The organism is Undibacterium sp. SXout7W (assembly GCF_049339385.1).
Classification (GTDB): Bacteria; Pseudomonadota; Gammaproteobacteria; order Burkholderiales; family Burkholderiaceae_D; genus Undibacterium.
The window spans coordinates 21589-36531 of record NZ_JBMPPF010000002.1; the positions used below are offsets into that span (position 1 = coordinate 21589).

The window sequence follows — 14943 nt, forward strand, 5'->3', positions numbered from 1 at the left end:
TTTCAGGGCTGAAGGCTGACACACAGATACCGCGCGGGGCTGCTGCCAGGGCAGACGAAGCGCGCTGCACCGCGCATATGAAAGCGCAGGCAGTCACCGCGTTCCAGTCGATAGGTTTTGCCTTCCAGTGCGATCTCAAGCTGCCCCTCGCACATCCAGATATGTTGTTCGGTACCGTGGACGGTGGGGGCGTCGTAGTTCACCATCGCTCCGGCGGGCAGGGTGATTTCGACCAGTTCTATTTGAAAATCGCGTGCCGGTGCCGAGACGGTGCGGCGCAGAAAACCCGATGCAGGATCAACCCAGAGCGCTTGTGCTTCCAGCGCGATCAGCCCCGGCGTTTGCGCTTCTACATCCGCCAGCAGGCGCGACATGCTGATGCCATACACACTGCATAATTTGCTGAGCAGGCTGGCGCTGGGGCTGGTGTCGCCACGCTCTATACGCGACAAGGTGGCGCGGCTGATACCGCTGGCCTGCGCCAGATCGTCCAGCGACAGCCCACGATCCGCCCGCAAGCTCGCCAGACGCAGCGCCAGCCGCAGATCCAGTGCATCGTTTGTTTCAGTATCCAGTGGGATTGTATTTTCTCTCATATTTAAGAATATAGTTCAATTATGAGAATTGTGCAATCAATCCCGGTTGACCTGAATCACTGACCTATCATCCCCGATGAACGTGAGCAGTTGATGCAGCAAGGGCGGCGCGGGTGGATATAAGACAATCAAGGCAGTCAAGACAATCGACAACCGCATCATCGTCCTGACCGGCTGCGTCCAACAAAGCCTTGATCTGGGCGCAGTCGCAGTCGGCTACCAGTTGCAATTTGCCCTGCTCCTGACTCCGGCAGTGGACATCGCAGGTAAAGTTGACGGTAGCGCCGTTACCCTGACAATGCAGGCCGCCGACATGGCTCGTCGCAAGGCTGGAGAACAAAACAGGCAACACGCAAAGTCGTCTCAGACATTGCCATTAAGAAACAATCTTTCACGTATTCGGCTTCTTAAATGCATTTTCTTTTGCATTACTGCTGCTAGAATAAAAAACAGCTGACTAACTGCCAATGCGAAAATAGTAGACTGACGTGCGGTCTTGATGTGGATTAACACATGCGCTATTTGAACTCCTTACACTAAGAGCAGCAGATGACGGTAGCGGATAACGCCTGTGTGATTATCCGTGCCTTTTAAATAGTATGACATCAATACCGAGGAGACTTTCATGGCCGTTCCACCGCTCAATCATCCCTGCTGGCAAAAACTTGCCGGTGGTGCCTTATCGAAGATCAAAACCCAGCATCTGGGTACACAATTGCTCGCCAAACGTCTGGAGCGTAGCACCAGCCCTATACAAGAACGTGCACTTGAGTTACACACCTTCTTTACCCGCTGGGAGCGCATACTCGGCAACGAAATCTCACAACTGACCACTCTGTAAGGGAATCACCATGAATGAACTCATCACCGTACAAGCTGCCAGCGAATTAATCCGTAGCGGCAAGGCGCTGACCCTGGCAGGACCAGAGTCCGCTCTCGATCAGTTGCCAGCGGGTAACTGGATAGGCGGTACTATTCCTTACTTCATGGTGGCCGATGGTGGCGTCGTCGCCAATGAGGGCAAGGTATTCGTCAATGATTTGTCTTCCGTCGGTCACGTCAGTTTTGCCAGTTATGGCCCAGACGAGCTGGCAGGTATTGCTGGCAATGGTCCGGACAACGGTTTTGCCATCACCATCATTCCCGCAGGCAGCACAACGCATCAGAAATTCGCTGCTGGTGCCGCCAATTTTGAAGATGCGTTTGTGAAGCCGACCGTGGGCTGGATCGCTGGCGTTCACCTGTCTGAACTCGGCAGTAAAACCCCGAAAGTGTACGATGGCCGCACTTCTGCAAAATATGAAGACCGCGCCGTTGTCGCTTATGTCTCTTTACCCGATAACAAGCTGGCCTCCATCGAAATCGTCAACCTGTTTGAACAGGATGGCGGCGATGTCCTCAATTTCCAGGACACCAGTTTCGGCGTGCAGCAATGTACCGTCAACGGCAATACCGTCAATTTTGCCGACTACATCCGCAGCCGCGGGCTGGAACATGGCAAATTACCTCTGGTAGGCGACTACGCCGGCGCCCAGATCAATGTCTCGCTGCAAACAGTTGGTGAAGCCGGTGGCACCGTCGCCTTGTATGCGCCTGTGTTTCCGGGTGTGGACTACCGCTTTGCCAAGCCAGTCGCCGACTATGCTGCGGCCTTCCGCACAGAACTGGCAGGCAAGGATGATGAAGGCGTCGCGTTTTCATGTAACTGCATCCTGAACTTCGTGTTCGGTGAGCTCGAAGGAAAAGCGATTGGTGGCGTTCAGGGTCCGGTCACTTTTGGCGAAATCGCTTACCAACTGTTGAATCAGACGCTGGTTTCAGTACGCATCGTTTAAGGCACCATTTAGCATCATTTAGCATCCGGGTCTCCTCCCCACAAGCCCACACCGCCCGCCCTCACCGGCTGGCGGTTTTTTTATGGGCGTTACTCAAGACGATGTAAAAAAATGTCATTTAGGGGGAGTATCTACCCTTTTCTGACCGGTAGTCATGACAAATAAAGGCGTGTAAAAATATCTAGGCTTGCTCTACAAGCAATGGGGAGTGTCGCAAAAGCCAACTTTTTTGCTCACCAATCCGTAATCCTCTCATTGGAACCAATACCTTTACATTTTGTTCGGATAGGTGGAGAGACAAGAATTCCCGATACTTTTCACCTGCCAAGAAAATTACTTGTTTCAATCCTGGCTCAGCCTCTAAAATTTGTAAAAATACACACTTGGCCCATGAGCGCCGATCCTTAGCCGGCATCGTGTTGAGCGTTCGCTCATATGGCGCAATTATTTGATCGGGATTAATCAAACCATACTCTGCAGAAAGGATATACCACGAACACGGCGAAGACTCCGCATAACGACGCGACTTAATGAACCAGTCAGAGATATACAAATCACGTGCGGCACATGCTTGATCTCTCTTTTGACTGACGCAGGATATGAGATAAATAGTGGAATCGTTCGACTGCATTGTTTTCTCCTTCGACCACAATAAGCATATTAAAACATCACAAATATATATTTCTTCTTTTATAATTTTTTCGAATGACCTTCAGAAGATTAATATAATTCAACAATTCGGGTCGTTTGTTGCCCTGAATATTAAGCGGGTAATGATATTCACCATGAAGCTCGCTGCGTTCAATTAACTCCGCTTCTTCTCTTGTGTTTGTCGACTTCCAACTGAGAGATAGATCGTCGAAATAGTTGTTGATCTCCACGTCTCCACCTGAATAGTCAATCTCGTTCAAAGCAAGAAGAGTAAGTCGGAAGGTCGAAAGAAAACCCGATTCTAAGCAGCTAAATGTCAATTTTTGAGCTGCATGCCACTCCACGCGTTGGGCAAGGTTTTTTGCTAAGCCATGGTAAAGACATATTCGACCATCCAATGCAGTCCGTAGTTTTAATTTTTCGACATTACAAAACTCGGAAATACGTAATTGTTCAAGTGCTGTCGGCGGAAAATACCACCAGTAAACACCTGAAGACGTAGGTAAATTTGACCATTTATGATTACGGGAAATCGAAAGTAACTGAGGTTGATTCATTGCATTTTATTTATGATTTACAGAATAAAGTTTGTCCTCCGCATCGGATCAAAAAATAAAAATTCATAAATATTGTGCGGGACAAACCTCGTTGATCTGGAACGAGTAGGAGTTAGTATATTAAGAGGATTGTATGTGAATTGATCGGTTAATTTTCTCATCAGTGGAAGATGACTCCGATCTTTTAGAAATAAAAGGTATGCGACTTAAAACATTTATAGACTCAAGCGCAAATGAAAATCTATAAAAAATCACGTTTTTGATAAAATTCATAAAATGTAAATAAATTTTCTTTTTTTTATAAATATGGAATTATTAATATCAAATTTTCTCTTTTATCGAAGCATTTCCTAATGCTGTAGGTCTAGAATACGGAATTCTGGGCTGGCTTCAGGATGAGGCCGGGCTGTTGACCACTGACGGAGAAAAAGTTGAAACAATCGTATGCATGGAGTCTGGCACTGGCCGGACTGACTTTGGCCAGCAGCCCGCTGGTCCAGGCGGATGAAGGCCAATGGCAGCCGCATCAGTTGCCGCAATTAAAAGCAGAACTGAAGCGCATTGGCATCGCCATTCCGGCTGAAAAACTGGCAGATTTGTCCAAACATCCGATGACAGCGATAGTTTCGCTGGGTGGTTGCTCGGCGTCGTTTGTGTCGCCAACCGGTCTGGTGGTGACCAATCATCACTGCGCGTATGGCGCAGTACAGCGCAATTCCAGCGCAGAAAAAAACTATATCGCTAATGGCTTCCTGGCGAAGTCACGCGCTGAGGAATTACCGGCTGGTCCGGATTCGCGCATGTATATCACCGACAAGGTAGAGAATGTGACGGAGCAGATCATGCGCGGCATCACGCCATCCATGAGCGGCAAGCAAAGACATGAGCATGTGGAAAACCGCATCAAGAATCTGATCGCGGAATGCGAACAGGCGGATGGAAAAAACCAGGCCTATCGCTGTTCTATCCCTGGTTTTCACCGTGGGCTGGAGTACTACCGTATCCGTCAGATGATGATACGTGATGTGCGTCTGGTGTATGCACCATCTGACAAGATAGGCAATTACGGTGGTGAGGTGGATAACTTTGAATGGCCACGCCACACCGGCGACTATGCCTTCCTGCGTGCCTATGTAGGCAAGGATGGCCGCCCGGCTGATCCATCACCCGACAATGTGCCATATCAGTCTAAAGATTTTCTGACAGTGTCAGCTCAGGGTCTGAAAAATGGCGATCCTATCCTGCTGGCGGGCTATCCTGGCCTCACCAGCCGTTACAAGCTGCCGGAAGAAATCCGTTATGCGCGCGATGTCAGCTATCCGGCCCGCGCATTTGAATCGCGTTCCGATATTTCCGTGATTGAGGCAGCCACGGCAGGCAATGCCGAAGGCAAAGTACGCTATGCGAGCGTGGTCAAGGGCATACAGAATCGCTTGAAAAAAACCGAGGGTTTGCTGGCTGGTTTTGCACGTAAAGATATCGCTGCCATCAAGGATGCACAGGATGCAGAATTCCGCAGCTGGGTGGCGCAGCATTATGCCGATAAAGACTTCCTGAAAGATCTGGATGCGGTGATCGCCAGCGATATGGCACTGACGGAAGAAGAGTTTGCCTACAGCGTGGCCAGTAACAGCGATTTGCTGAAAAGCGCACGCACGCTGTACCGTCTGGCACTGGAAAACCAAAAGCCGGATGCGGAACGCAAGGCCGGCTTCCAGCAGCGTGACCTGCCTTTCATCACAGCGCGTCTGAGCCGTCTGGAGCAATCCTATCTGCCAAATGTAGATCAGGCCCGCTTCACGGCTGGCTTACAACGCTATAACAAACTGGCTTCCAAAATCCATCCGCAGGGGCTGGCGCAGGGACTGGACATATTGCTGCCTTTGCCGGAATCGGTGTCTGCGTTTTATCCTCTCACTGAACTGGGTGATACCGCGAAACGCCTGGCCTGGATCAAGAAAGACGTGGCGGAATTCCGCGCTTCCAAGGATGCCTTTATCCATCTGGCCGTCAAATTGCATGACATCGGCATGCAACTCGAAGATCGTCGTCAGGAAGTCGATGGCAATCTGGAGCGTGTCATTCCGAAATACATGCAGGCTGTGATCGCGTGGAAGCAATCCCAGGGCAAGCCGGTGTATCCGGATGCGAACTCCACGCTGCGTGTGACTTACGGCACCGTGGCGCCGTACAGCCCGCGCGATGGCGTGACTAAGGGCCCGTTCACGACCGTGGAAGGGATCGCTGAAAAACACACAGGCAAAACGCCTTTCATCGCACCGGACAATTTGCTGGCAGCGATTAAAGACAAGCGCTACGGTGTGTATAAAGACCCGGTGCTGGGTACGGTACCGGTGAATTTTCTGTCGAGTGCGGATACCACCGGTGGCAATTCCGGTTCTGCGGTGCTGAACAAAAACGGCGAGCTGATCGGTCTGAATTTCGATTCCACGTATGAATCGATCACCAAGGACTGGTACTTCGACAGCGCAATCACCCGCGCCATCCATGTCGATATCCGCTACATGCTGTGGGTCATGCAGGAAGTTGATCATGCCGACAATCTGCTCAAGGAAATGCGTATCCGCTATCCGGCGAGATAAAGCGCCTGACACAGCTTCTTATTTGGCAGCTTTATACAACGACCTTCAACAGCGTCATATCAGTATCGGGCTGGCAGCGCGCCAGTCCCGCCTCATCCACCTTATACACCTTATCCACTGCATCCACTTAACACACTGGATGCAACTGGATAATGAATAAGTCGCGAGTCAGTGTCCGTTGCGGGGTTTGCAGGTGGATTGTGGATGAGTACTAGCTGTCGTCACCGCCATACTGCGATGGCGGTGATGACGGTGATGACGGTGATGTTGCAGAGTGTGCATAAGTCCATCAGATATCCACAGGGTCGATTTCCAGACTCCATTTCACCCGGCTTTTCCAGCTACGCAGCTCTGCGATCCAGATTTTCACAAACGCCTGTAAAGCGGGACGGGATGCGGACTCGATCAGTAACTGGGCGCGGTCACGGTTGGCGACGCGGGTCATGGTCATCGGAATCGGGTCGTTGATCGTCATGGCGGGATGCGGCATGCAGGCAGCAGCTTGCTGTAAAAAATCGAGAGCGGTCTGCAATTCCCGCGCTTCCGCACGCAACAATGCCTGATACATGAATGGTGGCATGCACGCCTGCTGCCGCTCATCCAGCAAATCTGCCGCAAAGCTGCGATAGTTGTGCGCCATCAACGCATGGTACAGCGGATGATCGGGGTAACGTGTCTGTACCAGCACTTCGGAAGCATTGCCGTCTTCTTTCTGTGCCGCCCTGCCAGCACGGCCAGCAACTTGCATCAATTGGGCAAACAGCCGCTCGCTGGCGCGGTAGTCTTGCGAAAACAGGGCAGCATCCGGATTGAGTGCTGCCACCAGCGTCAGATGCTTAAAATCATGGCCTTTGGCCACCATCTGGGTACCGATCAAAATATCGACATCGCCATCATGTACACGCTCGAAAGCCGCCGCCGCACTGCCTTTCAGGCGGGTCGAATCCGCATCGATGCGAAATACACGGGCATCCGGAAAAATAGCAGCAAGACTTTCTTCCATGCGCTGCGTGCCACGTCCCAAGGGTTGCAGATCAATATTTCCACACGTCGGACACGAGCGCGGAATGCGTTGCTCCAGACCACAATGATGACAGCGCAGCCGATGATCGCCTTTGTGCAATACCAGATGCGCGGAGCAGCGGTTACAGTCGCTGATCCAGCCACAGGCATCACAGGCCAATACCGGCGCGTAACCCCGGCGGTTGAGAAACAATAGTGATTGTTCTTTTTTGTCGAGACGGCGACGAATCGCTGCAATCAAACGGGGAGTCAGCCCTTCGCTGGGTTTTTCCTGTTCCAGATTGATGATTCTGATGACGGGTAACACCGCCTTCTGCACGGCCCGCTCATGCAATTCGAGCAAACGATAACGCCCGCTCTGGGCACCATGCCAGCTTTCCAGCGACGGCGTTGCCGAACCAAGCACGACCGGTATCTGCAATTGTCTGGCACGCCAGACAGCGAGATCGCGGGCGGAATAACGCAAACCTTCCTGCTGCTTATAAGATGGATCATGTTCTTCATCCACAATAATCAGCCGGAGTCGCGGCAAGGACGCAAGCATCGCCAGACGTGTACCGAGAACAATACGTGATCGCCCTGTGTGCGCTGCTATCCAATGTAGCAAGCGCTCACCTTCTGCCATTCCACTATGCAAGGTCGATAACAATAATCCCGGAAACCGCGCGCGGATATGGGCTTCGAACTGCGGTGTCAGATTAATTTCCGGCACCAATATGAGTATCTGCGCATCCACAGATTGCGCGAGTATCCTGGCAGCCGCCTGTAGATACACTTCGGTTTTGCCGCTGCCCGTGACGCCAAATAAAAGATGCGCCGCATAGCCATCCCTACCCACAATCGTATCGACCGCCCCTTGCTGCTCTGAATTGAGTACCGGCTCCGCGATTGGCGTGGCATCGGCAAGTGCAGGTAATTGTGCAAGCTTTTTGAGCGCACGGACAAGAGACACGGTTTTACTGACTTTGAGATTCTTGGGTAGCGACGGAAGGGCGACTTCTCCTAATGGTCGCTGGTAATAATCAGCAGCAAACTGACACAACGCGATCCAGTCCGGCGACAACGGTGTTACATCATGACGAACGGCAATGGCATCGCGGAGCTTATTTTCTGGAACAGTGGTTGTCTCAAGCACATCCAGTATCAGACCGACAATTTCCTGACGACCAAACGGGACCAACACCAGTTGCCCTACTTTGGGCACTGGCGCGGCAACGCCATCTTGCTGTGTCAGCGTCCAGCGATAATCGAAACTGGTGTCCAGCGGCGTGTCAAGGGCAACGCGGAGAAAAATGACTTCCACCAATTTACTCACACAGACAAAAAATAGCGCTAACTACTGGTTTTATAAGTAATTTTTGAGATATCCACAACGCCTGTGGATAACTTTGTGGAGAAAGGTCTATTGACATCGGTTTTTGCCAGTGTTGACGCGGGTTTCAGAGAAATTCTGATTTCGCAATAGAATAATTAATTCTTTTAAAATCAATAACTTACAAAATATGTCTGTGCGGTAAAAAAATATTTTTGCATTTATTTTTATCGCCCGAATTTTGTGCATAAGTATCATAAAACAGATATCTGAATGCGTTTTTTTTGACGAATATCAGTATCGTTCTCCACCCTGTTTGCCTTGGAAACCCTGATGTACTCTGGCTTGTGCAGAGCAACATGATGGCCTGGCGCTGTTCATCAGGCATTAACACTTTATCATGCCTGATTTACCATAGGACTTGGGCAAAATTGCCCTGGCATGCTATGGCGCAATATGGCACGCAGGCAGCACGAACCTGTACGGAGTTTATACTGCCCGCTTGCACAACCAGCAGCCATCACGCCGCTGGGATGGCTTTGCGCAAGTTCAGCACCATCCTGTATAACTATTTTTCTTGATGCACCATCGCTGTGAAGTACACCATCTGGCGGCATCGATCCTGGTACAGAACTTATTGACGTAATTGACGACTATATTCATGCACAGTCTCCACCAGAACACTGACAGACTCCACCGGCGTGAATTGCGAAATACCATGTCCCAGATTGAACACATGGCCCTGACCTGCGGTTGGCTTGCCATAAGAATCCAGTGTCGCGATGACCTGCTGACGGATCTGGTCCGGATTGGCAAACAGGACAGCAGGATCCAGATTGCCCTGCAAAGCGACCTTGTCTCCGACACGGGCTCGTGCCTGCGCGAGGTTCACAGTCCAGTCCAGACCAACGGCATCAGCACCAATTGCCGCAATTTGCTCTAACCAAAGACCGCCACCTTTGGTGAAGACGATAGAAGGAATCCGTTTTCCATCTTTGTCTTTTTGCAGTTTGTTCACAATATCCTGCATATAAGACAAAGAGAACCGCTGATACGCGCCATCCGCCAGCGCCCCGCCCCAACTATCAAAAATCATCACAGCCTGGGCACCTGCATCAATCTGCGCATTGAGATAACTGGCAACGGCATCTGCATTGACGCGCAGGATATGTTCAAGCAGATCAGGACGCTTGTACATCATGGTTTTGACAGTATGAAAATCGCGCGACCCTTGCCCTTCCACCATGTAGCAAGCAAGTGTCCAGGGGCTGCCTGAGAAGCCGATCAGTGGAACGCGACCATCCAGCGCCGTACGTATCTGCGTTACGGCATCAAATACATATTGCAGGCTCCCTGCTTCCGGTACGCTCAGAGCAAGAACTTCTTTTTCATCCTTCAAGGGACGCTCAAATTTCGGGCCCTCGCCTTCTTCGAAATACAGACCCAATCCCATTGCGTCCGGCACAGTCAGAATATCGGAAAACAAGATCGCGGCATCCAGTCCGTAGCGATCTATCGGCTGCAGCGTGACTTCAGTCGCAAATGCCGGATTTTTTGCCAGACTCATGAACGAACCTGCACCTTTGCGCGTTGCCCGATATTCAGGTAAATAACGCCCTGCCTGGCGCATCAGCCATAACGGCGTGTAGTCAGTTTCCTGACGCATCAGAGCTTTAAGGAAAGTGTCGTTCTTGAGCGGAGCAAAATTGTTAGGCATGGTTGCTTTCGGAAAGGCTATTTGATATCAATCTGATATTAAAAGCATGAATGTCGGAAATATCTTCTATTATCGCTGATACTGCTGACATCGGCATCTGATCTGGCGCAAGCAGCTGAGAAGCATCAATATTTTCTTCACAGGCTGTGGATAACTTTGTGGATAGCTTTTGAAAATACACTACTTATCTCAGCTAATTCAATACGGTTAACAAGATTGTCACGTAAGTCATTGATTTTATTCGTATGACAATCAAATATATGACGAATGACCCGATTTCAGTCTCAATACGAATTCGTACAAATTGTGCATAAGTCTGAAGAATATATGCCTCTTCAACATGGATGCTTCCTGAAATACAGCATCATCTGCGTTCATGAAATGACTTGTCCGGCAACATCGTTACGTGTTTTCACTGCTGTACCGCCGTTTTTCTAATCTATCAGCAGTTTGCTATATTCAGGATTACCCGGTGGAAAATGCAGGTGCATGTTGTTGAGCGCTTCCATCACAATGCTGGCAATCACAAGATTACGCTGCGTTTTGGAGTCTGCTGGCACCACATACCAAGGTGCGCTGTCAGTGTCTGTGGCCATCAACGCCTTTTCATACGCCCGCTGATATGCGTCCCAGTAAGCGCGCTCGGCAATATCCTGAGGATCAAACTTCCAATGTTTATCGGGATCAGACAAGCGTTCTTCTAAACGACGCTTTTGCTCGGCCTTGGACAAATGCAAAAAAAACTTCAGTACTATCGTTCCGGTCTCGGTCAGCATACGTTCGAAATCTCGGATATGGGCGTAACGTCGCTCACATTCAGCCTGATCTATCCAGCCATGTACGCGAGTAATCAGAACATCTTCATAATGACTGCGGTTAAAAATTACTATTTCGCCTTTACCCGGTACTTCGCGATGAATGCGCCAAAGATAATCATGATCTTTTTCCGCATTACTCGGTGCTTTAAATGCGACCGTGCGGGCGCCAAGGGGATTAATCTGGCCGAATACGCCCTTTACAGTACCGTCTTTGCCGGAAGTATCCATCCCCTGCAAAATAACCAGTAACTTGCGATCTCGTGATGCATACAAAACATTTTGCATTTCAGCAATCTGTTCTGCCAGCTTCAAGGTCTGCAATTTATCAGCCGCTTTGGCCTCAATTTTGTCTGTTAAGGTCGTGCCCAGCGTTTTTTTGCTGGCATCAGCATCTTTTAAAGCGAGAGTGGCATTGATACGGAATTGTTCTGCAATAGTCATGTAGTTTTTCTAATAATGCGGATACAGCAAAATGTCGGTCTATCAGATACGTGTCAGCAACGTATCATATGCTCAATTTTCAGGCACAGATCCATATATACCTCAATACCAGCCTGACGTGCTTTGTCTGCCGCAGCAGCATGCACAATGCCAGATTGCATCCAGACACATCCGGCACCAATGGCAATCGCCTCGTCCACAACTGGAGGAATATCATCAGATTTCCGGAAACAGTCGATGATATCAATAGAGTAATGCTTGCTGGCATCAGTCAGACTGGCAAAACAATGCTCGCCGAGGATGAGTGTCCCCGCTTCACGAGGATTGACCGGAATGATATGGTAACCATGCGCCTGCAAATAAGCAGCAACGCCATGACTGGGCCGATCAGAACGAGCAGAGATACCGACGATGGCAATATGCTTACTGCGCATCAGTAGTGTTTTCAGCGGATCTGTGTCAGCTGTAGTTTGATCTGTCAATATCACTTCCCGGCTCCTGAAAGACAAAAGGCAGCCTGAGCTGCCTTTTGAATACCGTACTTATGCTACGTTCACAAATTACTGCGGTCGGCGAATTAACGCTTTTGACGCAATTTATGAATCGCAGCCAATTGCGCGATCGCGGATGCCAGTTCTGCCTGTGCTTTCGCATAGTCAATTTTGGAATCGCGATTAACCAAAGCCTGCTCTGCCAGCTTCTTAGCTTCGGTGGCTTTCGCTTCATCCAGATCGTGACCGCGAATCGCTGTATCAGCCAAAACTGTCACTGCATTCGGTTGCACTTCAAGCAGACCACCGGCAACGAATACGAATTCGTCTTCCGCTTGTCCTGAAACCTTGATGCGCACCGCACCCGGCTTGATGCGGGTAATCAGTGGTGTGTGTTTCGGATAAATACCCAATTCACCAGCCTCACCCGGCAACGCGACGAATTCGGCTTCACCGGAGAAGATCAACTCTTCTGCCGAAACCACGTCAACGTGAATAGTGTGTGCCATGTTGGACCCTTATTATTCGCTCAAAAAAGCTATGGTGCGACTGAACGAGTCGCACCGCCAGTGCAGCTATTAAGCAGCAGCCAGTTTTTTCGCTTTTTCGATTGCTTCGTCGATAGTACCTACCATGTAGAACGCTTGTTCTGGCAAGTGATCGAGTTCACCGGAAGCGATCATTTTGAAGCCCTTGATCGTATCTTTCAGTGAAACGTATTTACCTGGAGAGCCGGTAAACACTTCAGCAACGTGGAAAGGCTGAGACAGGAAACGTTGCATCTTACGTGCACGAGCAACCAGTAATTTGTCTTCAGGCGCCAATTCGTCCATACCCAGAATCGCAATAATGTCGCGCAATTCTTTGTAGCGTTGCAAAGTACCTTGAACAGCGCGAGCTGTTTCGTAGTGTTCTGCACCAACGACTTGTGGGTCCAGCTGACGAGATGTTGAATCCAGTGGATCAACCGCAGGGTAGATACCCAGAGAAGCGATGTCACGGGACAAAACAACGGTGGAATCCAAGTGAGCAAATGTTGTCGCTGGGGATGGATCGGTCAAGTCATCGGCTGGAACATACACGGCCTGAATGGACGTAATGGAACCAGTTTTAGTGGAAGTAATACGCTCTTGCAGACGACCCATTTCTTCAGCCAATGTAGGTTGATAACCCACAGCGGAAGGCATACGACCCAGCAACGCGGATACTTCTGTACCAGCCAGTGTGTAACGGTAGATGTTATCCACGAAGAACAAAACGTCTTTACCTTCGTCACGGAAACCTTCAGCAATCGTCAGACCTGTCAAAGCAACGCGCAGACGGTTACCTGGTGGTTCATTCATCTGACCGTACACCATCGCTACTTTAGAGTTTTCTGGATTTTCCAGATCAACCACTTTAGCGTCAGCCATTTCGTGATAGAAGTCATTACCTTCACGAGTACGCTCACCAACACCAGCAAACACGGACAAGCCGCTGTGTGCTTTAGCGATGTTGTTAATCAGTTCCATCATGTTAACGGTCTTACCCACACCCGCACCACCGAACAGACCAACTTTACCACCCTTCGCAAATGGGCAAACCAGATCGATAACTTTGATACCGGTTTCCAGCAATTCTTGCGATGGAGACAGTTCGTCGTATGCAGGAGCTTTACGGTGAATGGAGGCTGTCTGCGCGTGGCTGACTGGACCGCATTCATCGATAGGGTTACCCAATACGTCCATAATACGACCCAGCGTTGCTTTGCCAGTTGGTACCATGATAGGGTTGCCAGTATTGGAAATAATCATGCCACGACGCAGACCATCAGAAGTACCCAGCGCAATCGTACGGACAATGCCGTCACCCAATTGCTGCTGAACTTCAAGAGTCAGTTCGGAGCCTTCCATTTTCAAGGCATCGTAAATCTTAGGCATCGCGTCACGTGGGAATTCAACGTCCACAACAGCGCCGATACACTGAACGATTTTGCCATTAGCCATGTTCGTTCCTTCTTAATATTTAAATTCAGTTTAGACCGCTGCCGCGCCGGCGACGATCTCGGAGAGCTCTTTGGTAATGGCAGCTTGACGGGTTTTGTTATAAACCAGTTTCAGTTCGCCAATCACGTTACCCGCGTTATCACTTGCTGATTTCATCGCCACCATACGGGCCGACTGTTCAGAAGCCATATTTTCCGCTACTGCCTGGAAAACCAACGCTTCTACATAACGAATCAACAATTCATCAATCACGGTATTTGCATCTGGTTCGTACAGATAATCCCAGGAATGGGCATTCTTATCTGTTGCCAGTTTGTCCGATGTCAGAGGCAGTAACTGCTCCATCACCGGTTCTTGCTTCATCGTGTTAATAAATTTGGTATAACTCAGATAAACCGCGTCCAGTTTGCCTTCCTGATAAGCATCCAGTAACACTTTTACTGGGCCAATCAGTTTGTCGAGGTGAGGTGTATCACCCAGTTGTACCGCATGCGATACCACTGGTGCCCCTACCCGATTCAGAAAACCGAGACCTTTATTACCAATTGCGACCGCTTCTATCTTTGAACCCTTTGCTTCGAGCTCACGCAGCTTGTTGGTGACCAAACGCAATACGTTAGTATTCAGGCCACCGCATAAACCCTTATCTGTCGTCACAACGATCAGTCCAACTTTCTTGGACTGATCTTGCTGGATCATGAAAGGATGCGTGTACTCAGGATTCGCCTGCGACAAGTTCGCTGTGATAGTACGAATTTTTTCACTATAAGGACGGGCTGCACGCATCCGGTCTTGCGCTTTACGCATTTTGGATGCAGCAACCATTTCCATCGCTTTAGTGATCTTTTTCGTGTTTTCTACACTTTTGATCTTGCCGCGTATCTCTTTGCCTGAGGCCATGTTTAGCTCCAGTT

The 14943-nt window shown here is 49.8% G+C and carries 14 protein-coding genes; 3 read left to right on the forward strand and 11 right to left on the reverse strand.

Translation table 11 applies throughout. The features are described from left to right. Positions 1 to 2 precede the first annotated feature (2 nt). Together ACO0LB_RS02500 and ACO0LB_RS02505 are read right to left on the reverse strand one after the other, a co-directional pair. On the reverse strand, positions 3 to 596 hold the full coding sequence (locus ACO0LB_RS02500; protein WP_423046171.1) for a helix-turn-helix domain-containing protein: 594 nt from the start codon (positions 594 to 596) through the stop codon (positions 3 to 5). A gap of 67 nt (positions 597 to 663) precedes the next feature. After that, a complete protein-coding gene (locus ACO0LB_RS02505) occupies positions 664 to 948 on the reverse strand; it encodes a hypothetical protein (protein WP_423046172.1) in 285 nt (94 codons plus the stop codon). Positions 949 to 1221: 273 nt separating this feature from the next. Here ACO0LB_RS02505 and ACO0LB_RS02510 point away from each other — a divergent pair, with 273 nt between their 5' ends. Continuing rightward, positions 1222 to 1437 carry a hypothetical protein gene (locus ACO0LB_RS02510; protein WP_423046174.1) on the forward strand — a complete coding sequence of 72 codons (216 nt, stop codon included), beginning with the start codon at positions 1222 to 1224 and terminating at the stop codon, positions 1435 to 1437. A gap of 10 nt (positions 1438 to 1447) precedes the next feature. Continuing rightward, the gene (locus ACO0LB_RS02515) at positions 1448 to 2431 is read left to right on the forward strand and encodes a DUF6976 family protein (protein WP_423046176.1); all 984 of its coding nucleotides are present in this window, start codon (positions 1448 to 1450) and stop codon (positions 2429 to 2431) included. A gap of 181 nt (positions 2432 to 2612) precedes the next feature. Here ACO0LB_RS02515 and ACO0LB_RS02520 read toward each other — a convergent pair whose 3' ends face one another. Both ACO0LB_RS02520 and ACO0LB_RS02525 read right to left on the reverse strand, forming a co-directional pair. Continuing rightward, positions 2613 to 3062: a DUF6884 domain-containing protein gene (locus ACO0LB_RS02520; RefSeq protein ID WP_423046178.1), complete on the reverse strand. Its 450-nt coding sequence runs from the start codon at positions 3060 to 3062 to the stop codon at positions 2613 to 2615. A 37-nt stretch (positions 3063 to 3099) separates the two neighbouring features. Then, positions 3100 to 3639, reverse strand: coding sequence for a GIY-YIG nuclease family protein (locus tag ACO0LB_RS02525; RefSeq protein ID WP_423046180.1), 540 nt, complete (start codon positions 3637 to 3639; stop codon positions 3100 to 3102). Positions 3640 to 4094: 455 nt separating this feature from the next. Between ACO0LB_RS02525 and ACO0LB_RS02530 the strand changes: the two genes are divergently transcribed. Further along, on the forward strand, positions 4095 to 6242 hold the full coding sequence (locus ACO0LB_RS02530; protein ID WP_423046692.1) for a S46 family peptidase: 2148 nt from the start codon (positions 4095 to 4097) through the stop codon (positions 6240 to 6242). 289 nt (positions 6243 to 6531) lie between these two features. Here the strand turns inward: ACO0LB_RS02530 and ACO0LB_RS02535 are convergent, their stop codons facing one another. The 7 genes from ACO0LB_RS02535 to atpG form a co-directional block, all read right to left on the reverse strand. Next, the gene (locus tag ACO0LB_RS02535) at positions 6532 to 8568 is read right to left on the reverse strand and encodes a primosomal protein N' (RefSeq protein ID WP_423046182.1); all 2037 of its coding nucleotides are present in this window, start codon (positions 8566 to 8568) and stop codon (positions 6532 to 6534) included. 643 nt (positions 8569 to 9211) lie between these two features. Next, on the reverse strand, positions 9212 to 10294 hold the full coding sequence (gene hemE, locus ACO0LB_RS02540) for a uroporphyrinogen decarboxylase (RefSeq protein WP_423046184.1): 1083 nt from the start codon (positions 10292 to 10294) through the stop codon (positions 9212 to 9214). Positions 10295 to 10728: 434 nt separating this feature from the next. After that, positions 10729 to 11553 carry a PPK2 family polyphosphate kinase gene (locus tag ACO0LB_RS02545; RefSeq protein ID WP_423046185.1) on the reverse strand — a complete coding sequence of 275 codons (825 nt, stop codon included), beginning with the start codon at positions 11551 to 11553 and terminating at the stop codon, positions 10729 to 10731. A 53-nt stretch (positions 11554 to 11606) separates the two neighbouring features. Beyond that, on the reverse strand, positions 11607 to 11987 hold the full coding sequence (locus ACO0LB_RS02550) for a CoA-binding protein (RefSeq protein WP_423046694.1): 381 nt from the start codon (positions 11985 to 11987) through the stop codon (positions 11607 to 11609). Positions 11988 to 12130: 143 nt separating this feature from the next. Continuing rightward, the gene (locus ACO0LB_RS02555; protein ID WP_423046187.1) at positions 12131 to 12553 is read right to left on the reverse strand and encodes a F0F1 ATP synthase subunit epsilon; all 423 of its coding nucleotides are present in this window, start codon (positions 12551 to 12553) and stop codon (positions 12131 to 12133) included. Between the two features lie 69 nt (positions 12554 to 12622). Continuing rightward, complete coding sequence (atpD, locus tag ACO0LB_RS02560) at positions 12623 to 14029, reverse strand: F0F1 ATP synthase subunit beta (protein ID WP_423046189.1); 1407 nt, start codon at positions 14027 to 14029, stop codon at positions 12623 to 12625. A gap of 30 nt (positions 14030 to 14059) precedes the next feature. Continuing rightward, positions 14060 to 14929: a F0F1 ATP synthase subunit gamma gene (atpG, locus tag ACO0LB_RS02565; protein WP_423046191.1), complete on the reverse strand. Its 870-nt coding sequence runs from the start codon at positions 14927 to 14929 to the stop codon at positions 14060 to 14062. Between the last annotated feature and the right edge of the window lie 14 nt (positions 14930 to 14943).

Excerpts from the sequence above, each read along its gene's own strand:
- ACO0LB_RS02500 (WP_423046171.1), bottom strand. The coding sequence starts at position 596 with ATGAGAGAAAATACAATCCCACTGGATACTGAAACAAACGATGCACTG.
- ACO0LB_RS02510 (WP_423046174.1), top strand. The coding sequence starts at position 1,222 with ATGGCCGTTCCACCGCTCAATCATCCCTGCTGGCAAAAACTTGCCGGT.
- ACO0LB_RS02515 (WP_423046176.1), top strand. The coding sequence starts at position 1,448 with ATGAATGAACTCATCACCGTACAAGCTGCCAGCGAATTAATCCGTAGC.
- ACO0LB_RS02520 (WP_423046178.1), bottom strand. The coding sequence starts at position 3,062 with ATGCAGTCGAACGATTCCACTATTTATCTCATATCCTGCGTCAGTCAA.
- ACO0LB_RS02525 (WP_423046180.1), bottom strand. The coding sequence starts at position 3,639 with ATGAATCAACCTCAGTTACTTTCGATTTCCCGTAATCATAAATGGTCA.
- hemE (WP_423046184.1), bottom strand. The coding sequence starts at position 10,294 with ATGCCTAACAATTTTGCTCCGCTCAAGAACGACACTTTCCTTAAAGCT.
- ACO0LB_RS02545 (WP_423046185.1), bottom strand. The coding sequence starts at position 11,553 with ATGACTATTGCAGAACAATTCCGTATCAATGCCACTCTCGCTTTAAAA.
- ACO0LB_RS02550 (WP_423046694.1), bottom strand. The coding sequence starts at position 11,987 with ATGCGCAGTAAGCATATTGCCATCGTCGGTATCTCTGCTCGTTCTGAT.
- ACO0LB_RS02555 (WP_423046187.1), bottom strand. The coding sequence starts at position 12,553 with ATGGCACACACTATTCACGTTGACGTGGTTTCGGCAGAAGAGTTGATC.
- atpD (WP_423046189.1), bottom strand. The coding sequence starts at position 14,029 with ATGGCTAATGGCAAAATCGTTCAGTGTATCGGCGCTGTTGTGGACGTT.
- atpG (WP_423046191.1), bottom strand. The coding sequence starts at position 14,929 with ATGGCCTCAGGCAAAGAGATACGCGGCAAGATCAAAAGTGTAGAAAAC.